14 protein-coding genes are annotated in these 19,857 nt (G+C 43.4%); 7 read left to right on the top strand and 7 right to left on the bottom strand.

The features are described from left to right. Window positions 1-3: 3 nt before the first annotated feature. The 5 genes from lon to AC1XUD_RS08525 form a co-directional block, all read right to left on the bottom strand. The gene (gene lon, locus AC1XUD_RS08545; RefSeq protein WP_483360554.1) at window positions 4-2,520 is read right to left on the bottom strand and encodes an endopeptidase La; all 2,517 of its coding nucleotides are present in this window, start codon (window positions 2,518-2,520) and stop codon (window positions 4-6) included. A 127-nt stretch (window positions 2,521-2,647) separates the two neighbouring features. Further along, the gene (locus AC1XUD_RS08540; RefSeq protein ID WP_483360553.1) at window positions 2,648-3,265 is read right to left on the bottom strand and encodes a DUF6702 family protein; all 618 of its coding nucleotides are present in this window, start codon (window positions 3,263-3,265) and stop codon (window positions 2,648-2,650) included. Next, entirely contained in the window at window positions 3,265-4,581 is a 1,317-nt protein-coding gene (gene rseP / locus AC1XUD_RS08535; RefSeq protein WP_483360552.1) for an RIP metalloprotease RseP, read from the bottom strand. The genes AC1XUD_RS08540 and rseP overlap by 1 nt, the downstream gene beginning before the upstream one ends. Before the next feature lie 174 nt (window positions 4,582-4,755). Next, the gene (locus tag AC1XUD_RS08530; RefSeq protein WP_483360551.1) at window positions 4,756-6,567 is read right to left on the bottom strand and encodes a MutS family DNA mismatch repair protein; all 1,812 of its coding nucleotides are present in this window, start codon (window positions 6,565-6,567) and stop codon (window positions 4,756-4,758) included. Beyond that, entirely contained in the window at window positions 6,564-8,381 is a 1,818-nt protein-coding gene (locus AC1XUD_RS08525; protein ID WP_483360550.1) for an ABC transporter ATP-binding protein, read from the bottom strand. The genes AC1XUD_RS08530 and AC1XUD_RS08525 overlap by 4 nt, the downstream gene beginning before the upstream one ends. A gap of 470 nt (window positions 8,382-8,851) precedes the next feature. Between AC1XUD_RS08525 and AC1XUD_RS08520 the strand changes: the two genes are divergently transcribed. The 5 genes from AC1XUD_RS08520 to AC1XUD_RS08500 all read left to right on the top strand — a co-directional run bounded on the left by AC1XUD_RS08520 (window position 8,852) and on the right by AC1XUD_RS08500 (window position 13,004). Next, the gene (locus AC1XUD_RS08520) at window positions 8,852-9,433 is read left to right on the top strand and encodes an RNA polymerase sigma factor (protein WP_483360549.1); all 582 of its coding nucleotides are present in this window, start codon (window positions 8,852-8,854) and stop codon (window positions 9,431-9,433) included. Further along, window positions 9,414-10,877 carry a porin family protein gene (locus AC1XUD_RS08515; RefSeq protein ID WP_483360548.1) on the top strand — a complete coding sequence of 488 codons (1,464 nt, stop codon included), beginning with the start codon at window positions 9,414-9,416 and terminating at the stop codon, window positions 10,875-10,877. The genes AC1XUD_RS08520 and AC1XUD_RS08515 overlap by 20 nt, the downstream gene beginning before the upstream one ends. Before the next feature lie 119 nt (window positions 10,878-10,996). After that, window positions 10,997-11,506, top strand: coding sequence for a QcrA and Rieske domain-containing protein (locus tag AC1XUD_RS08510; protein WP_483360547.1), 510 nt, complete (start codon window positions 10,997-10,999; stop codon window positions 11,504-11,506). A 3-nt stretch (window positions 11,507-11,509) separates the two neighbouring features. Beyond that, entirely contained in the window at window positions 11,510-12,400 is an 891-nt protein-coding gene (locus AC1XUD_RS08505) for a DUF5777 family beta-barrel protein (protein ID WP_483360546.1), read from the top strand. Between the two features lie 40 nt (window positions 12,401-12,440). Further along, complete coding sequence (locus AC1XUD_RS08500) at window positions 12,441-13,004, top strand: YceI family protein (RefSeq protein WP_483360545.1); 564 nt, start codon at window positions 12,441-12,443, stop codon at window positions 13,002-13,004. Window positions 13,005-13,179: 175 nt separating this feature from the next. Here AC1XUD_RS08500 and lacZ read toward each other — a convergent pair whose 3' ends face one another. After that, entirely contained in the window at window positions 13,180-16,560 is a 3,381-nt protein-coding gene (lacZ, locus tag AC1XUD_RS08495; RefSeq protein ID WP_483360544.1) for a beta-galactosidase, LacZ type, read from the bottom strand. A gap of 254 nt (window positions 16,561-16,814) precedes the next feature. Here lacZ and AC1XUD_RS08490 point away from each other — a divergent pair, with 254 nt between their 5' ends. Next, complete coding sequence (locus AC1XUD_RS08490) at window positions 16,815-17,588, top strand: type III pantothenate kinase (RefSeq protein ID WP_483360543.1); 774 nt, start codon at window positions 16,815-16,817, stop codon at window positions 17,586-17,588. Between the two features lie 23 nt (window positions 17,589-17,611). On the opposite strand, the gene AC1XUD_RS08485 is transcribed toward AC1XUD_RS08490, so the two are convergent. Continuing rightward, window positions 17,612-18,013, bottom strand: a complete 402-nt coding sequence (locus AC1XUD_RS08485) for a gamma-glutamylcyclotransferase family protein (RefSeq protein ID WP_483360542.1) — start codon at window positions 18,011-18,013, stop codon at window positions 17,612-17,614. 138 nt (window positions 18,014-18,151) lie between these two features. On the opposite strand from AC1XUD_RS08485, the gene AC1XUD_RS08480 reads away from it, so the two are divergent. Beyond that, window positions 18,152-19,606: a TonB-dependent receptor gene (locus AC1XUD_RS08480; protein ID WP_483360541.1), complete on the top strand. Its 1,455-nt coding sequence runs from the start codon at window positions 18,152-18,154 to the stop codon at window positions 19,604-19,606. Window positions 19,607-19,857: the final 251 nt, after the last annotated feature.

Genomic DNA, 19,857 nt, shown 5'->3' with positions numbered 1-19,857 from the left:
CTGTCAGACGTTTACCGTGGCGTAACCAACTTCCTCCTTGTCCTTCTTTTCGTCAGGAAAAATAAAATTCGTTGCATTTTTTACCTTTTCGGGGAGTAAGGCAAAGTTCAGCACTTCATCGATCTGATCCACATAGTGGAATGAAAGATCCTTGATATAGTTGGCCGGAACTTCTTCAACATCCTTACGATTTTTAACACAAAGAATAATTTCTCTCACGCCCGCTCTTCTTGCTGCCAGAATCTTTTCTTTCACACCACCCACCGGCAAAACCTTTCCTCTGAGGGTAATTTCACCCGTCATGGCAATATATGGTTTCACCCGGCGCTGAGTAAATATCGAAGCCATCGAGGTCACCATAGTTACTCCGGCAGAAGGTCCGTCTTTTGGAACCGCCCCGGCAGGAACGTGAACGTGCAAATCGTAATGGTTGAAAATTCGGTAATCTATCCCCAATCGGTCTGCGTTGGCTTTCAGATATGAAAGTGCTGCCACCGCAGATTCTTTCATTACATCACCCAATTGACCAGACAGCGTCAAACCACCTTTCCCGCGGCTCAGACTTGTTTCAATAAACAAAATCTCACCACCTACGGAGGTCCAGGCAAGGCCAGTCACCACGCCAGCAAAGTCGTTGTCCTGATATAGGTCTTTGTCAAATATCTCAGCACCCAGGTATTTTTCAATCTGATCGGCTTTTACGGTTTTTGGATATTCCTGATCCATCGCAATGGATTTCGCAATTTTCCGAACCACCGTTCCTACCTTTTGTTCCAGATTCCGAACGCCCGATTCACGGGTATATCCTTCAACCAGTTTCAAAAGTGCCGCATCGTCAATCTTGATATCCGTCGCTTTCAGCCCATGGTCTTTGCGCTGTTTTGGAACAAGATATCTTTTAGCAATCTGTAATTTTTCTTCAATAGTATATCCCGTCATTTCGATGATCTCCATACGATCACGAAGGGCCGGATGAATGGTATCCAATGAGTTGGCCGTTGCAACAAAAAGAACTCTTGAAAGATCATATTCAACTTCCAGATAGTTATCCGTGAACGATGAATTTTGCTCCGGATCCAATACTTCCAAAAGTGCTGACGAAGGATCCCCTCGGTAATCAGAACTTACCTTGTCAATTTCATCCAATATAAATACCGGATTCGCTGATCCGATTTTCTTGATATTCTGAATGATCTTACCTGGCATCGCACCAATATAGGTCTTGCGGTGACCGCGAATCTCAGCTTCGTCATGCACGCCACCGAGCGCCATACGGATGTACTCGCGATTCAGCGCCTTAGCGATAGACTTACCCAAAGAAGTTTTTCCAACTCCGGGAGGGCCGTAAAGGCACAAAATCGGAGCTTTCAGATTCCCTTTCAGTTTTAGTACGGCCAGGTACTCAATGATTCTTTCCTTCACTTTTTCCAAACCAAAATGATCCGCATCAAGGATCTTTTGCGCGCGGTTCAGGTCGAAGTTGTCTTTTGTATATTCTCCCCAAGGTAAGTCTACCAGCGTTTCCAGGTAATTTAATGTTACCGGATATTCAGGAGCCATCGGGTTGATTCTCTGTAATTTAGTCAGTTCTTTTTCGAAGTGATTCCGAACGGATTCGCTCCATTTTTTCTGACCGGCTTTCAGGCGGATTTCATCCAGATCTCTTTCCGGACTATCCATTCCCAGCTCGTCATGAAGCACTTTAATTTGCTGACGAAGGAAATAATCTCTCTGTTGCTGATCGATATCAATGCTGGCTTTGCTTTGAATTTCTCTTTTCAAAGTCAGCATTTCAATCTCCCGCATCATATACTGAAGGAGCAAATTCGCCTGTTTGTTGCTGTTTCTTTCTTCCAGCAATTTCTGCTTGTCCGCGATATCCACGTTGATATTGGACGACAAGAAATGAATCATGAACACGGGACTTTCAATATTGTCCAGTGCGATGCGAGCCTCCTGTGGGATTTCAGGATTCAGTTTCATGATCTTGTGTGCGCTGTCGCGGAGAGATTGAAGCAAAGCTTTCGATTCTTTCTTGCTTGCGCCCACAAACTTATCCTCAATGGCTTCGACCGTAGCAGTTATATACGGATCTTCACTGATAATTGATTTGATCTCAAAACGTTGACGCCCCTGCACAATAATCGTTACGTTCCCGTCAGGAAGTGTGATCATTTTCAGGATTTGCGCAACTGTTCCGATGTTGAATAAATCTTCGGCCGTAGGATCTTCCTTGTTTGGTTTCGCCTGCGTTACAGCTCCAAGTATTCTTAAATTGATGTCAGAATTACGGTATATTTTCTTGACGAGACGGATCGCTTTTTGACGAACCACGGTCACCGGAATAACCATTCCGGGGAATAATACGGTTTGTCTGATGGGTAAAATAGCGAGTTCACCAGGTAGGTCAAGAGGCTCATCGGCTCCTTCCGGTCCACCAAGAGGTACAATTTCCAAGCTATCAAGATCCGAGTCGGATACAAGAAGTCGGCTATATAAGTCAGAAGGTTCAAATTTCATAAGCAGTCTGTCATTGTGACAGATAATCGTGTCCTAATGTATAAATAAAGACGTTGAAACGAAAAGTATAAAGTAATCAAAATAGCCGTGCCAACCTAAATGTTGTCATGGCATTTTATTATTTGGACTAAAAATTGTGGACGGGCTGGGTCTTCTTAAAAAGAAACGTCTTTTTCTCCGAGAGAATTTTCACGTTTGTCATGTTGACCTGATCGGAAAAGGTATCAAATAAAGCTGTGTTTTGCAATTTACAGCCAGCAAGATCTGATTTATATTGTATTTCAAGATATACCCACGTTCCGTCCTGTTCTTCTTCTTTTCCAAGATAATGCACCGGAACTGCTTTTTTATCGGGGGTATTCAACATGAAATTCTTAAGCACATAACTTTCAATTAACGGATTGTTCTGATCATCATTTTTAATGATAAACCGCTTATTCCCATTGTTTTGTGAAAGACATTTTTCAAGATCATCCGTAAAAAACCGAATGCTTACCTCGAACATTTTTGCACTGGAATTATATTCCATTTGCGTAACGCTCACGTGGTATTCATGAGGGGTTGCTGAAAAAAGGGAGGAAAGGAGGAGGGAGGAAAGCAGGAAGGGACAAAGGCTTTTTGCACTTTTTTTAATCCTTTCTAATACAGAAGATTGTTGGATCATCCGTGGAGTTGCCTTATGGTCAATCACGACCGTAATGCCGTTATCCCTTCCTCCTTTGTCCTTCCTCCCTTTCTCCATCATTAGAATACAATTTTCCAGACGTCATTGAATATCGCAAATGCCATCAGACCAAGGAGTAAAACCATCCCGACTTTCTGAGCGTTTTCCAGGAATTTGTCGGAAGGCTTGCGGCCAGATACGATTTCATAAGTTAACATGACCGCATGGCCACCATCTAGTGCCGGGATCGGCAATGCATTGGTAAATGCAAGGAACATGGATAGAAGCCCGGTCAGGTACCAGAAGCGACTCCAATCCCAAACGCCACCAAACATTCTGGCGATTCCGATTGGTCCGCTCAATGCTTTGGAAGCTGAAACTTCACCGCGGAATATTTTCTTGAAACCTTTGATATTGTTATAAACAGTCGTAAACGCGTCTTGCGTACCGATGCCAATTGCCTGACCCAAAGAATATTCAACTTCTGTAAATCGAAGCAAGCTTTTCGGATGAAAACCGATCGTTCCTTCTTCTGATACCTCTACTGAAAGAGGCGTGTCAACTCCTGCTCTTTTCACTTCCAAAGGAACAGTTTTGCCTTTTAATTTTTGAAGGTTGTCCTGAAATTCGCTGAAAAAGTGAACGTTGGTTCCGTTGATCGATGTAATTGCATCACCGGCTTTCAAACCACTTTTTGAAGCAGCTGTTCCCGGCACAACATCACCGACAACAAATGGTTCAAGTGGACGAATGAAGTTGCCTTTTTGTTCAGGATCCGATAGTTTCTCAATCAGGTTGTTAGGTATATCAATATCAATTTCCTTTCCGGCGCGTTCAACGGTATATGAACTGTTTGATTCCAGAAACACGTCCGAACTGATGATATCATTGAAATTCTGATATGATTTTCCATTGACCTTCACAATCTTGTCACCTGTTTTCAGGCCAATTTCCTGAGCCACAGATCCTGCAGAAATACCATATTTATTAACTTCTTCGCGTGAAAGAAACTTGTCTCCTTCCTTATATGCAATAACGATGAAAATGAATATACCGACGATCACGTTTACGATAATACCGCCCAACATCACTATCAGCCGCTGCCAGGCTGGTTTTGCTCTGAATTCATATGGCTGGGGTTCTTTACTCATGGCCTCAGTATCCATAGACTCATCTATCATTCCGGATATTTTTACAAAACCTCCAAGAGGTATCGCCCCAATCGCGTACTCTGTTTCACCTTTTTGAAAACCAAATAGTTTGGGAGGAAAACCGATAAAAAACTTCTCCACACGCATACCAAACAGCTTCGCCGCAACCATATGCCCTCCTTCGTGCAATCCTACCAAGATAGACAAGCCCAGTATGAGCTGTCCTGCCATAATTAATACTTCCATTCAGCTTATAAAAATTGTTATTGGTTCGGTTAATAAAATAGTGAAAGCTTCAAGCTATCGGTCCGTTTCAATGCCAAAATTAAACGGACATTGTGATAAACGTAAAAATAAACCATAAAGTTACGTAAAAGGGTGGATAACACTCTAAATACGTTGCGATTGCTGTTAAGCGGCTTAACCTTCCTGATGGATATCAATGCCCATCATCCGCATAAGTTCGGAGGCGTTGAAACTTTCGCATATCCCGTTGTGCAGCTTGTAATCAAATTTTAACTCCCCATTTTCCATATCCGATCTGAAATGGAAGTTGGCGATATAGTCTTGCGTGGCGCCCCATGTACCCAATTCTAGGTCGTGAGTGGAAACCAAACCCGAGGCATTTTTTTTATGTAACTGTCTGATCAACGCTTCTGCGCCTTTGTGTCGATCCGCCGAATTGGTACCTTTCAAAATCTCATCGAGAAGATAAAAGATCGGCGTATTATTACTCTCATCAGCCAGTTCGAGCAGCTGTTTCAGCCGTTTAAGTTCTGCGTAAAAAGAGGATGTACTTTCTTCGAGTGAATCATTCGTACGCATACTGCTGAATACCCGTGCAGGTGAACATGAAAGCCTTGTCGCGCATACCACTGCGCCTGTTTGAGCCAATACAAAGTTCAGGCCGATGGTTCTCAGGAACGTACTTTTGCCCGACATATTGGATCCGGTGATCAATATCGTATTGCCTGTCCCATCCATTTCGAAGGTATTGTTAATTCTTTTGGAAGCATGAATCAGCGGATGTCCCATATTTTCGGCATACATATTGATGCCGTTTTTCCATGAAACCTGCGGGATTGCGAAGTCGGGATTGGCGTATCGGAAACCGGATATGCTGTTCATTGCTTCTGTATCGGCCAGTACATTCAGCCAGTTGGTGAGATTTGTCTTGTTAGCCAGCCTCCATTTTTCAAGTGAGGCAAGGCAATGCATATCCCACAAAGTAGGTATGCCTACAAAAATGGCGAAGTATGGATTGTTTCGATAATCCAGGGCATCGAAAAGCGTGCCGACTTTTTTCAATGACTTGCTGGAATTTTGCAGAAGAGCAGTTCGTATTTTCCACCAGCGCGATTGGAAAGGCGAAGTTTCAGCGATATTCAGCAATTCTGAATAGGCCAATATGGTTTGTCCTAAAGCAGTGGTGCTGTTTGTCAGATCGTTAATTACCTCCTGATATCTTTTCAGGATCATCAGATGCCAGCCCAAACTAAGCGCCAATATCCATCCAGACAAAAGACCGAACCCGAATAGAATTCCGATGACGAGCGTCACAATAGGCCAATATCTCCATATGAGCGAAGATTTGAGGTCTTGCGGGAGCTCTTCTTCAATCCATTTTTGAAAAGCACCGATCTGCTGATCGGCTTGTTTGTTGAGCAAAGCTGTGGCTTCCCAATTTTGCCGCCAATCTGCGTTTTCAGAAAACTCTTGGGAAGCTTCCTGGCGCATGAGGATTTCCTCCAATGGTGCAGGATTTTTAAGCCATCGGGAAAGTCGCTTGCTTCCGGCCGCTGTCCTGCAACGATTTAATAATTTGAAAAGCGAATAATCGCCAAAGATGTCAAGGTCTGAGGCATAAGGGTGGTCTTTTTTCTTGTAAACCTTGCCATTGTCATCGCGAACAAACTTAAAAAAAAGCCTCCCTGTTTCGTCAAGATTGATCAGCTGAATATTTTTTTCATAATCCCTTTTTCGGCGCGCTTTCTGTTGAAGGTTCATTAAAATCAAAAAACCAATAAAAAATACACCCGAAGCGATTCCAAAGAAGTTTATGCCTGATTTCATCCAGTACCAGCCTAGGCCGGCAAAACAGACAAAGGCCAAAAGGCGCATAACAGCCAGCGTATTAAACTTTTCCTGCGCTTCTTTTTCAGCCTTTACCGAATTGAAAAGTCTTTCGTTGAAATAGGTTTCCGGATTTTTTTCTGCGTTTGTTTTGCTCATGAATGGCTTTCTGCTGCTTCGAATTGCAACTTAATTAAGTTTGCGTACAATCCGTCGTCAATCAGCGACAATTCCCGGTGAGAGCCGGACTCAATGATCTGGCCCTGGTTAATTACATATATGGTATCTACTTTTCTGATCGTAGCCAGACGGTGGGCGATGATGATCGTCGTTCTGTTTTCCATCAATTCGTCAAGTGCAATTTGAACCAGCTTTTCCGATTCGGCATCCAGGGAGCTAGTCGCTTCATCCAGAATCAGGATTTTCGGATCTTTCAATATCGCTCTTGCGATCGCGACGCGCTGGCGTTGACCACCGGAAAGTTTGATGCCCCGCTCGCCGACGATCGTTTCAAATTTTTCAGGGAAAGTTTCGATAAATTCCAACGCATGAGCTTTTAATGCAGCCTGATATACCTCTTCCCTGGTTGCCCCTGGCTTACCATATGAGATGTTTTCGAATATCGTTCCCCCAAACAGCATCACTTCCTGAGGCACAATCGCAATGTTTTTCCGAAGCTCGGTAATGTCATAATCGGAAACGGGACGATTATCAACTTTGAGAGACCCGCTCTGATGATGGTAAAAACGCATCAATAATTGAATAATCGTCGATTTTCCGGCTCCGCTATAACCCACTAAGGCTACTTTTTCACCCGCATTTACATCAAACGATATACCCTTCAGAACGGGAAGATCTGATCTTGAAGGATATGAAAAATGTACATCCTGGTATGAAATATCTCCTTTTACCACTTTGAGGTGGTTGTTGGTCGCTTGTGTCAAGGATATTTCGGCTTCTTCTTCGAGGATTTCAAAAAGTCTTTCGGAGGCTCCAACCGTTTTATTGATCTGCGCATACAGATCACCCATTCCGCTGATGGATGCACCGATGAATGTGGTATACAATATGAAGGTGAACAAGTCAGACAAACCAAATTCTCCTGCCTGCACCAATCCGGCGCCGTACCATACTACACCTACTATTCCACCAAAAAGTGCGAAAATGATAAACGAAACAAATCCGCCACGGAAACGCGATGCATATAATGAGAGGTCAACTACACGATTAAGGATGGTCCGGTAGCGGTTTGCCTCCAAACCTTCATTTGTAAACGCTTTAACGACATTGATCGACTGCAGCGTTTCTTCTGCAACTACATTCGCTGCTGCCAATTCATCCTGGGCTTTTTTTGACAAACGACGCATATGCCTTCCAAAAAACACCGATGCAATCACCAGAATGGGAAATGTTGCCAGCATAAAGAGCGTAAGTTTCCAGGAGGTATAGAACAAAATGGCCAGACCGACGATTAGCGTCGCAATTTGCCTGAACAATTCGGCTATCGTGAATGAAAGCAAACCTTGTAATTGGCTGACATCGGAAGTGATACGGCTTGTCAGCTCTCCCACACGGCGTTGCTCCAGAAACTGAATCGGAAGTGTGATGATTTTGCTAAAAACGTCGCTGCGGATATCCGTCATCGACCATTCACTCACTTTGGTGAAAAGGTATATCCGGAAAAATGAGAATATGGATTGAAAAACGAGGACTGCAAAAAGGAAAAGCGTGATCTCGTTTATGGTGTATTTGGATTTCCCTTCGATGACCTCGATAATACTGCCGATCATTTTTGGAAAAACGAGCGAAGTGCCCGTTGATAGTGCCAGGAAAATGAGACCGAAAATGAAAGTTGTCCTGTACGGACGAAGATATCTGAAAAGTTTAACAGTTATTTTAAGGCCTTCCCAACTGATTTTTCTTACAGCAAATGGTGATTTGGTTGGATCGGAATCCGGTATTTCTTTGGACATGATTTATTTTGTCAGGAATTAATTCCTTCTTTAAGTACGGCATATGGACAGAAGTCCAATTAGAATGTGGCCGCAAAATTAGTTAATAAATGATAGAAAAGTGTGGTTCACAAAATGGGGCGATATATGGGCCTGTCAAAGAGCCGTGTTTTGAAGATTTGTGTGTATCATTAGGATTAAATAGTTGATATTCAGGTTGTAACAAATGTTTTCACTCGTAACGTCACTAACTGATATTTCGTTTGTTTTGTTTTTTAAGTAGGATTAAATAATGGTTAAAAATAGCCTGATCGTTCAGGACGTCGACGTTCGGCCATCAGCTACCGGTTCTCACAGCTATTCAATTCCTAGCAGAAAGTGCAACCTGGCGCCTACCGCCGATACCAAAAACGAAGTTTATCTTACTTTTTTACAAAAATGTGGAGTCGGGCGCGCAACCTTTATTTTGAACGCTTCGTATATGTAAAAAAATGGAAAATGGCATGCCCGGGTATAACTCCGCTGTTCTTATAGAACTACTCGACGGCTGTTTGAAGAAGAACCGCCGAAGTCAGGAACTGCTGTATAAGCAGTTTTACGGATATGCTATGGGTATTTGTTTGAGATATTCAGGAAGTAAAGATGAAGCTAAGGAAATCGTCAATGACGGATTTCTCAAAGTGTTCACGAAGATTGACAGTTACGATACTACTCGTCCTTTTAAGAATTGGCTGGGAAGAATTATTGTCAATACGGCGCTCGACCATTACAGACATGAGATAAAACATGCTCTTCTGGATGATTACGACGCGGCCGAAAACGTAAGTGTTGATGAGACGATCATCGGCAAAATGTCGCACGAGGAATTGATGGGGGTGATCCAGACTTTGACTCCGGCATATCGTGTCGTTTTTAGTTTGTATGTGATTGATGGCTATTCGCATGAAGAAATAGCCGAGCAACTAAACATCACAGTGGGCGCTTCCAAGTCAAACTTGTCGCGGGCCAGGGAGAAATTGAGGGAAAAACTATCCAAGTTAAATATTGACAATTATGATAGAGTTACCAGATGACGAACTGGACAAACTCTTCAGAAAGTCAGCTGAGGAGTTTGATCCAACTTTTGATCCGCAGGATTGGAATAAATTAAGAAAAAAACTAGACGAGGAAGACGGGCACAGGCCGGCGTTTTTCTGGTTTAGGAAATGGTGGCCGTTATTATTGGCGGGATTTGTGTTTTTGGGTTTGACAGGTATCTTTCTCGTTTCGAGAGAGTCAAAGCCTCGGACCATCAATACCGGAAAAATGGTGGGCACTAATGAAGAAACAATAGTTAAGGCTCAGACAGATCAGGGTGTAGAAGAGTTGCCCGTTGATTCGATAGCGACTTTGACAGAAGATAAAAATTCAAAACCTACTATAACGGAACCCACTGAATCAGAATCCACTATTAAAGGTGTGGAAGTTTCAAAGGCCGATAAAAAGGCGACAAAGATAAAGCCCCGGGGTGAGTCTAAGGCAAGCGGAGTGTTCTTAGAGTCTGACTACTCTAAAAACAAGAGTGGTGCCGGGGCCATTTTATTAAAAACAAGCAAAACGAGACCGGATCCGGCTCAGAAAAGCGGTATTAAATCAAGACAGGAAGGCATTGAACTGCAGAGAGCTGACGAGAAGTTGGCTGGAGGTATAAGCCGAAAATCAACTATTGTTAAAGACAAATCGATTGATCAACCGACAAAGTCATCTGCTGAGGATATGTCTGTAAACGAACAGGTATCTGCGAGAAACAGCCTTATGCAGTTGGATATGATTGAAACGCGGCCGTTCGATTACAATAATAAACTTTCGATTGGAGGACCGGATATACCTAAAATTCAGCAGAAAGAGGAAAGGGAGGAGCCGCAGAAATCTGTCAAAACGCCGTCACCCAAATTCGCAGTGCGGTTTGGCATATCGCCCGATCTCAGTTCGGTGCATTTTATGAAAGAATTGAGGGTCGGGAATGCAGTTTCATTGCTCGGTGAATATGCCATTGTGCCAAGATTGTATATTCAGTCAGGAGCGATACGCAGTCTTAAACGATATCAGGCAGGTCCGGGATATTATGAATGGCCGTCAAACTGGACGCAACCGGTCATGCCGGAAAGTGTAGACGCGGTTTGCAAGATTATAGAAATACCTCTTAATCTGCGTTTCGATATTTCAACAAAGGAAAGAAGTCGCTGGTTTGTAACCGTCGGAACGTCTTCATATCAGATGAGGGATGAGAAATATGACTATAATTATAAGAAGCACGTACCCGGTATCAAATGGTACGGTTGGCAGGGTGAAACGGGTTGGTATTGGTTCAGTCATTTGAATGCGTCAGTTGGTTATGAGTATCGTTTATCAAATAGTTTGTCGCTCATGGCAGAGCCATATGTAACTGTACCCATTAAAAAAGTGGGTTTTGGGCAAGTGAATCTTTTTACCAGCGGCGTCTGGATTTCAATAAGGTATTCCCCATTTAAAAAATAACCTAAACTAAATCTCAATTTAATAGTAGCGTCTGAAAGGTAGTTTCGGAATTGATAGATCCGTGTAATTGCTGATCCTGGAACCGCTATGTCCTGTATTCACTCAAAAAATAAATCATCATGAAAAAACAAGAAGAAAACGTTATGAAAAGAGGCGATTTTTTAAGAAGCTTAAGCCTGGGTACTTCCACACTAATGGCGTTTTATTGTATGGGAACTTTGACCTCGTGCGGGTCAAGTGACGATCCGACTCCAGATCCTGGAACGGGGGGCGGAAATGGTATAACCGGAACTACAACCGGAAGCGCAATCAATTTCACCATAGATCTAAGCAACTCTGCCAATAGTGGTCTTAAAACACCAGGTGGCTCAAAGATTATTGGAGATGTACTGGTAGCTTTTAGTACGACAAGTGTATATGCCGCTTTGGCAAAAGCCTGTACACACCAGGGCACTGATGTAGGATTCGTGAGTTCTTCAAACATGTTGCTGTGTCCAAATCATGGCTCGGAATTTTCACTAACCGGGGCGGTCATCAAAGGTCCGAATACCGGCGAGACAATTAGTGCACTGAAAGTATATACGACCACGCTTTCGGCTGATGGAAAAACGCTAACTGTAAAGGCCTGACAAATGAGAACATCCTCCGCATGGTTGCTTTTTTTTGGTCTGATACCTGCTCTTGCTTTTGGGCAAGATGACCTGATGAGCCAGCTGAATCAGCTGGACAGTGCGAAATCGTTTCCGGTCGAAGCGACATTTAAGTCGACCCGTATTGTCAATGGGCATTCCGTCGAAACGATGAAGAAAAATCATATGGATTTCCGGATTTCTCACCGGTTTGGTACTCTTAATTCAGGAGCATATCAGCTCTTTGGGTTGGATCAGGCTACATTGAGACTTGGTTTCGAGTATGGTTTGACGGACAGGTTGATGATTGGAGTAGGTCGCAGCACGGTTCAGAAAGCTTACGACTTTATGGCCAAATATAAGCTGTTGCAGCAAAAAACCGGGTCAAAGTCCTTTCCGGTTTCTGTTACAGTTTTTGGTAGCACAGTTATTTCTACCGTCGATAAAGAATTAGAGTTTCAGGATAAGGTTTCGTACACTCTCCAAGCTCTAATTGCCCGGAAATTTGGGGAGAAATTCTCGCTGCAGCTTTCGCCAACATACTTATATCGGAACCATACACTGGTTGAAGGAGATACAAAGCCATTATTTGCCGTAGGTATTGGTGGTAGATATAAGCTAAGTAAAAGGGTATCGCTCAACGGAGAATATTTCTGGACTGCGCGCGAAAAGAATACTCCCACTGCGCCATATTATGATTCAATGTCTTTTGGGGTCGATATTGAAACAGGCGGGCATGTTTTTCAGCTGCATTTTACGAATTCGTTGGGGATGATAGAACGTCAGTTTATCGGGGAAACCACCGGCAGCTGGGGCAAAGGAGATATCCATTATGGCTTCAATATTTCACGGACTTTCAGTTTTGACAAAAAATCTCGTGTGAGTCCAAAATGAGTAATTGTTGGCTTAACGCTCATTCAAAATTATATTACCCATGAAAAAAGTCAGGTATTTATGCTATCTGTTGGTTGCGACGTATAGCCATATAGGTTTCGCTCAGGCGCAGAGTGTTCTTTACGCCACGGCAGCGGGTGAAACGAGTTTTCATTCGGAAACACCGCTCGAAAATATTCTTGCGGTGAACAAAAAAGCGCAGGTGATATTGAACACAGCCAAGAATGAAATCGCGGCCAGAATGTATATGCGGGATTTTGTTTTCCCTAATAAGCTGATGCAGGAGCATTTCAACGAAAACTATATGGAGTCTGCCAAATATCCGACAGCATCGTTTACCGGAACATTGGACGGCGCGCCCGACTATTCAAAAGATGGCGAATTTCCCATGAGCGTAACAGGTACATTCACCGTTCACGGAGTTGCGCAAAAACGCACGCTAAAAGGCAAAATGAAAATCGCCGACGGGAAAATCTATATTGCCTGTGACTTCGAAGTAGCGCTTACCGACCATAAAATCGAAGTGCCATCCGTCGTTTTTGTTAAAATAGCGCAGGTGATTCAGGTGAAAACAAGTTATACTTTGGCACCCTATAACAAGTAGCTCGAAACCCCTGACCGGTGTTATCAACGGACTTTCACAATCCGCGCAGGTTCTTAGCTGTGCCCTTGTCTTTAGGGGACTTTACATTCTCGAAAGTCCTGTGAAGACAAGGGCCATGCTTGGATAATCAATGACATCAATGACAATTTCCTGACCACCGCTTACCAAAGAACCATCACCTCCTCCGTCGTCTTTTCGAACTGGATTTCTTACGGGTACTCGGTTTTTTCTTAGGAGCAGTTTTCTTCCTGACAGCAGCTTTTTTAGCGGGAACCACTTCGGGTTCATCTTCCACAACCTCGTCAGCTAAGACAGTTTCAGAAGGCAGCGGATCAGTTGATGAATAAGAGGTTGGTATATATGGCAGTTTGCCCGAAGTAATTTGCTGAATATTGGAGTTCTTGGTAATCGGCCGCAAGCGATAAGTATATCGGTAGTTCCTCGCCGGCAACAAGTATTGAGAATGAACTCTCGGCGACCAGCTGTCGTCGCCACCAAGCCCCATTTGCGCCATATCTACGCTAACGGAAGTCAACTGGCCCCGAGACAAGACAGCCCCTCTTTTCTTGGCAAGATTGAGTTGGTCCGGGCTATAATCCTGAACTGTAAAATTCATCAGAGAATCACTCAACACGATCAGACCGTCTCCTTCAGAATTTACAATGGTGAACCATCTTGCATCTGTTTTATTTCCGTTTTCTTGTGGAGAAATGTATGGAAAATGCTGGTCAGCCACATTTCCTGAATAAACATTTACCTTCCCGCTCAGCTTACGATCGGCATAGGTTTCAAAAGGTCCATTTCCAAACCAGGATAGCTTGTTGTAAACTGAGGGCATTTCAAACTGATTTCCTATGCGCGCTAACGGTGGCCATTCACCCTCGAAGGCATATCGGTTATCAACATAAATATCGCCTGTTGCATAAACGATATAGACCGTAGTTGCCAAAATCTCCCCTGCATTGCCTTTAAGTTTTGCAGATAGCGTTATCCTTTGCGCATGGGTATTGATTCTTTCCGACTTCATTGTGGCATTTTGGATTGTAAGGTTATCCAAACCTGCTTTTCTCCAGTTGGCCGCGTAACTTTTGTCTTTTCCGCCTTCGTCATTATCGGTTGAAACGCGCCAGAAATTGTTATGCAGCCCCTTTTGGATCATTTCATCTCTTTGATTTTTAAACGAAACAACACCTCCTTCATTCTTATCAAAAATGACAGAGAAATACTGACCGGTTATTTGTAAACGATTGCTGTTGAGTTGGGAAACGCGCAATCCTGAATTGCCGGTGAGGCTAATATTGACAGGTTCAGATACAGAAGTTGCGACCTTATATTGCTTCCAGGCCACCTCATATCCCTTTTGAGCCCAGGCGGTATTTTTCTTTAAGGTAAAACTGATATTCAGAAAATATTCTTTCCCGCTGTCACGGTTAGCAGGTAGTTGAAACGGCACTTCTATTTTTTGCGACATCTGTGGAGCAAGGTTGGCAATATTAAGCGTCCCTTTTCCAATAATGGCACCGTTTTCCTGCAACGTCCAGGCCGCATCAAAGTGATCCAGGCCGATGAAATCATATGCGTTTCGGATGGTAACCTGTTTTAAACCTGCCTTCAAAGTATCAGAGTCGTCGAATTTAATATACTGATATACCTTTTTAACCTCGTTGATTTCAGGTTGAGGAACTCTGTCAGGGTTGACCAGGCCGTCACCTGCATTGGCACCGTCGATATCGTTGAAGTAATCCCAATAAGTGGTTCCATCCGGATTTTTCAGGCTAAGCCCCTGATCCACCCAGTCCCATATGAAGCCTCCCTGCATCGTCGGTTGTTTTTCAATCGTTTCCCAATAGGTTGAGAGATTACCGATGCTATTACCCATTCCATGCGCATATTCACAAATAATAAGCGGCCTGGTCTTATCTTTTCTGACAAGTTCCAGCATATCCGGAACGGTCGGGTACATCACCGAAATGATATCAAAACTATTCAGTGAAGTAGGGGTATATTCTTTTCTTCCTTCGTAATGAATCGGCCTGGTAGGGTCAGCAAGACGAATGAAGTCAGCCATATCGGTAAAATTCTGACCCATACCCGATTCATCGCCCAGCGACCAGATAATGACCGACGGATGGTTTTTGTCCCTTTCGATCATAGCATTGGCTCGTGCCAGAAATGCCTGTTTCCATTTCGGATTATCAGCCAGAATGATATTTTGACTCCACAAACCATGACTTTCTATATTGGCTTCGTCCATCACATATATCCCATATTCGTCGCAGAGATCATACCATTGAGTATTATTTGGGTAATGTGATGTCCGGACGGCATTGATGTTATGTTGCTTCATGAGCGTGATATCCTTTACCATCGACTCACGACTGATCACCCGACCGGTTTCAGGATCAAATTCGTGACGGTTAACGCCTTTAACCGAAATGACTTTTCCATTGACAAGTAATTGCCCGTTCTTAATTTTTATATCCCTGAATCCAACCCGCTGGCTCGTCGTTTCAAGAATTTTCCCATCCGAATTCATTAATTGAACCGTCAGGGTATATAGGTAGGGATTTTCAGCGTTCCATTTGACAGGCTCATTTACCGGAATTTCCAATCTGATGGCCGACTCGTCCAATGGCGGTATATCACGGAGAATCTGGCTTACAGGCCGGTTCACCATTTGTTTGTTGGCATCATACAACGTAAATACCAGCTGGTGGGCATATACATTTGTCTCGTTGTAATTCTTGACGAATGCATTCAGTTTCAAAGTTGCGTTTGTATAGGTTGCGTCAAGCAGCGTCCTGACAGACAGGTCCGTAATTGTTACTTTGGGATGGGTAATTAAATTGACGTCCCGGAATATACCCGATAGCCGCCAGTAGTCCTGATCTTCGAGATAACTCCCGTCCGACCAGTTGATCACTTCCACGGCAAGATGGTTAATACCATTTTTTACAACATCTGAAACATTGAATTCAAAAGGCGTCATTCCATCCTCATGGTAACCTATCGCCTCCCCGTTTAGCCATACATAACAAGCCGACTGAACTCCACCGAAATGCAAAAAAAAGGTTTTGTCCTTGACGTCAGCCACTGTGAAATTGGTTTTGTACATACCGATCGCATTCGTATCCGCATTGATTCTTGGTGGCGTGGGCCTGAAAGGATATTTGATATTGCTGAAAATCAATCGATCATATTTACGCCCCTCACGTGCACCAACAACCTGCCAGTTGGAAGGAACCGGAATGTCATCCCAGCCATTAATGGCAAAGGACGGATCGAAAAAGTTAGGGATCACTTTGGATGGATTGGAAGCCCATTTAAATTTCCATTTACCGTTTAGCGAAACCACCAGGGGCGACTGGCTTTTATAGTCCAATGCGCTTTTTTCATCGGGATAAGGTGTAAAAGCCGCACGAGGTCTTTCGGTATTGATGCTGACAATTTCAGGATCCTGCCATTCCGGGACAGCTTGCCCATTACAGATCGTCAGGCCGCAGAGAAGGAAAATCAGAATATAGGAGAGACGTAGTAGTAAAGAATCAATCATCATATTTTTTTAACCGAGACAAATTCAGGAAGTTGTTGACGCGAAACCTTGCAGGTTTTCATGCCAAAATTAGAGATAATGAAAAAGAAACGGACAGGAAATCGATTGGGAATGAAGATTTATTTAGCCAATGCCTTTAACTTTCCGGAAGAATTTCTAGTGGTAAATAGAACAACTAGTGGAGGAATTGCCCGAAATTCTGGCAGTTTCCTGCTATTTTGTAGTTTCATAATCAGATTAACAACGAAAGGTTAAATATGTTATTAGCGGTCGACGTAGGCAACACAGATACTGTTTTTGGGTTATATGAGGACGAAAATCTCATGAATATCTGGCGCGTCCGATCGGTGGTGCAGGATAACGAAGGGCATTACGAATCGAAGCTTCGGCTTTATTTTCTTGAAACAGGGTTGTGGTATGGTGATGTTACTACGGTGGTATTGAGCAGTGTAGTTCCTGCGCTAACCCCAGTTATTCATCGAGCATTGAAATCGTTGTTTGGAGACGATACCATAGTGGTTGGACCGGATATTTACCCAGATCTCAATATCGCCATCGATCATCCGCACGAAATCGGCGCGGATTTGATCGCCAACGCCGTAGCGGCGATGAGCCGATATGACCAGCACTGCATTGTCGTTGACTTTGGAACTGCGCTCACTTTTACCACAATATCAAAAAATCGGGAAGTTCTGGGTGTTGCCATATTGCCAGGGCTGATTACTGCGGTGAAAGCACTTTTTGCAAATACTGCACAACTTCCGGAGGTGCCCCTTGAATTGCCAAAATCCGCAATTGGTAAAAACACCGTCCACGCCATTCAGGCCGGGATATTGCTGGGATATGAAGGTTTGGTAAAAGGCTTGCTTGAAAGAATAAAGTCCGAGCTGGATGGAGAGTGTGTCGCCATCGCAACCGGAGGCCTTTCATCCATTATCGATACACTGCAAGACGAGTTTGTCGAAATTGACAGAAACCTGACATTGGACGGACTTCGTATTATCGGGGAGCGGGTGAGTGGGATTGCGTGATTGAGGTAATATCTTCCACGCTTTCAGGTATTTCTGAAGTTTCCATCAACAATACGCGTCAACTCTGAAACGGGTTGATTGTATAAATATGTCCAGCAGGGTAAAACTTTGTCACCTATATTGACAGGTACTACTTTCCGCAAATAAAGGCTCGAAGCCTCCTCTTCAAATACATCCTCATATTCGTCCAGTAGCGGCAATAGCTTTTCGATATGGTCGATTTGATATACTTCTCCCCACACTTTCTGATCAGAACAGGGAACATATATTGCTCCGGGATACCAACTGACGAGGTATAGTACACCCTCCATAGATCCATATCCTACAAAAACGGACTGACTTTTGAGCTGGTCTGCCAATGGATTTTCATAGCCTCTCATCAGGGTGCCATAGGTGAATAGATATGTGGAGTCGGTATCGTACATTTTTATATTTTTTAGATCATATTTCAGGTTAAAAGAATAATAGAATTAGCATAAGTTAAGTCGAATGTAGTATGGATTAATATCATAAAGGTGGTATTTTTCTTATATTTACATTAAGCAATATCACATTATAAGGTTATGTACGAAAAGAATCTGGGAACAAAACAAAAGGCTTTGCGAGTCAATCTTGATCGTAGTATATATGGTTCGTTTGCAGAAATAGGTGCTGGGCAGGAAACAGCAGCCTTCTTTTTTAAAGCCGGAGGAGCATCAGGAACAATCGCGAAAACCATGTCGGCATATGATATGACGTTTAGTGATGCGATATATGGAACGGAAGAGGGCGGAAGGTATGTGGTGGAATCGCGTTTGATGAAAATGCTGAACCGTGAGTATAATTTGGTTGAAAAAAGGCTAAGCGAAAAAAGGGGGGATGACAGTTTATTTTTTGCTTTTGCCAATACAGTTGTTGCACTCAATTTTCAAAAAACCAACGAGGCCCATGGATGGGTCGGATTACAGTTTCAGTTGTCACCAATGGGGCCGACAAATTATGTTGTGATCCACGTGAGAATGAGGGACAATGATAATCTCCTGCAGCAACAAGCCCTTGGGATTATAGGGGTAAACCTCATGTATGGGTGTTTTTTCTATAATAAATCTCCTGAAACACTGTTACTTTCGCTCATGGACGACCTGACGCCGGAGCGGATTGAGATTGATATGGTGCGTTTCAGTGGGCCGGATTTTGTGAAGGTTGATAACCGTTTGATGAGTTTGAGACTTGTAAGAAACGGGTTTACCGATGCCGCACTTTTTGGAGCTGACGGAGGCGTATTACAGCCGTCCGAAGCACTTTACAAAAAGCACATTTTGATGTTGAGAGGGCGTTTGCGTCCGATTACCAACGTTCATATTGATTTGATCAACAACGGAATGCGACAGTTTATCGACGAGCCGGATGTGGATGAATCGAGAGTGGTACTGGTTTCTGAACTTACGCTGCATAATCTAAAAGGATCGTCTCGGGAAATCGACGAAAAAGACTTCCTGGATCGGGTGGATATTCTTTGTTCTTTGGGGCATATGGTGATGATATCCAATCACCATGAGTACTATCGACTGGTGGCATATCTGTCCAGCCTTACCAAACTGAAAGTTGGACTGCTACTGGGAAGCCCTAGTCTGCAGGATATTTTTGAAGAAAGCCATTACGAGTTTCTTCCGGGAGGTATTCTGGAATCGTTCGCGACACTTTTCAGCAGGAAGGTTAAGTTGCTGATATATCCGACATTACAACCTGACGGTTCGGTATATAGCTGCGAAAACTTCCAGATTCCGGATCATTTACGACCTCTTTTTCAATACCTGATCATTAATGATAAAATCGAGGATATCCGCAATTACAACAAAGAGCATATGCATATCACCACAGACAGCGTGCTTGAAAAAATCAAGCGCGGAGAACCGGGATGGGATAAACTTGTTCCGGAGAACGTAGCGGCAATTATTAAAGAGAAGCTGCTATTTGGCTTGCCCAGCGGCAATAACAACCAGCCGGTCAAACATTTCCAGGAGATCGGGAATTTATAAAACGAAAGGCTTCGGGATTTCCGGAGCCTTTTTGTTTTATACTAAGGTGAATATTTTAGAGATTTGGTGCCCAAATTTGTTAGCTGTCATAATGCCCTAGGACGATCACGATTATTGTAGAATCATTTATCCGAAAGATTAATCTGTGCTCTTGCGATAATCTACTACATCATTTCTGCTTCACCTCTTCCCGCGGTCGGATGGTCCACAAGCTCCTCCAATAGCTCAGGAGCATTTCGCAATACAAATAT

The organism is Dyadobacter sp. HNCC25DJ184, from assembly GCF_056895215.1.
The sequence above is the reverse complement of the archived record's forward strand: the minus strand, read 5'-3'. Positions and strand labels throughout refer to the sequence as shown.

What these genes read in the sequence shown, in the direction of transcription:
- lon (WP_483360554.1), bottom strand. Translation starts at nt 2,520, where the DNA reads ATGAAATTTGAACCTTCTGACTTATATAGCCGACTTCTTGTATCCGAC.
- AC1XUD_RS08540 (WP_483360553.1), bottom strand. Translation starts at nt 3,265, where the DNA reads ATGATGGAGAAAGGGAGGAAGGACAAAGGAGGAAGGGATAACGGCATT.
- rseP (WP_483360552.1), bottom strand. Translation starts at nt 4,581, where the DNA reads ATGGAAGTATTAATTATGGCAGGACAGCTCATACTGGGCTTGTCTATC.
- AC1XUD_RS08530 (WP_483360551.1), bottom strand. Translation starts at nt 6,567, where the DNA reads ATGAGCAAAACAAACGCAGAAAAAAATCCGGAAACCTATTTCAACGAA.
- AC1XUD_RS08525 (WP_483360550.1), bottom strand. Translation starts at nt 8,381, where the DNA reads ATGTCCAAAGAAATACCGGATTCCGATCCAACCAAATCACCATTTGCT.
- AC1XUD_RS08520 (WP_483360549.1), top strand. Translation starts at nt 8,852, where the DNA reads ATGGAAAATGGCATGCCCGGGTATAACTCCGCTGTTCTTATAGAACTA.
- AC1XUD_RS08515 (WP_483360548.1), top strand. Translation starts at nt 9,414, where the DNA reads ATGATAGAGTTACCAGATGACGAACTGGACAAACTCTTCAGAAAGTCA.
- AC1XUD_RS08510 (WP_483360547.1), top strand. Translation starts at nt 10,997, where the DNA reads ATGAAAAAACAAGAAGAAAACGTTATGAAAAGAGGCGATTTTTTAAGA.
- AC1XUD_RS08505 (WP_483360546.1), top strand. Translation starts at nt 11,510, where the DNA reads ATGAGAACATCCTCCGCATGGTTGCTTTTTTTTGGTCTGATACCTGCT.
- AC1XUD_RS08500 (WP_483360545.1), top strand. Translation starts at nt 12,441, where the DNA reads ATGAAAAAAGTCAGGTATTTATGCTATCTGTTGGTTGCGACGTATAGC.
- lacZ (WP_483360544.1), bottom strand. Translation starts at nt 16,560, where the DNA reads ATGATGATTGATTCTTTACTACTACGTCTCTCCTATATTCTGATTTTC.
- AC1XUD_RS08490 (WP_483360543.1), top strand. Translation starts at nt 16,815, where the DNA reads ATGTTATTAGCGGTCGACGTAGGCAACACAGATACTGTTTTTGGGTTA.
- AC1XUD_RS08485 (WP_483360542.1), bottom strand. Translation starts at nt 18,013, where the DNA reads ATGTACGATACCGACTCCACATATCTATTCACCTATGGCACCCTGATG.
- AC1XUD_RS08480 (WP_483360541.1), top strand. Translation starts at nt 18,152, where the DNA reads ATGTACGAAAAGAATCTGGGAACAAAACAAAAGGCTTTGCGAGTCAAT.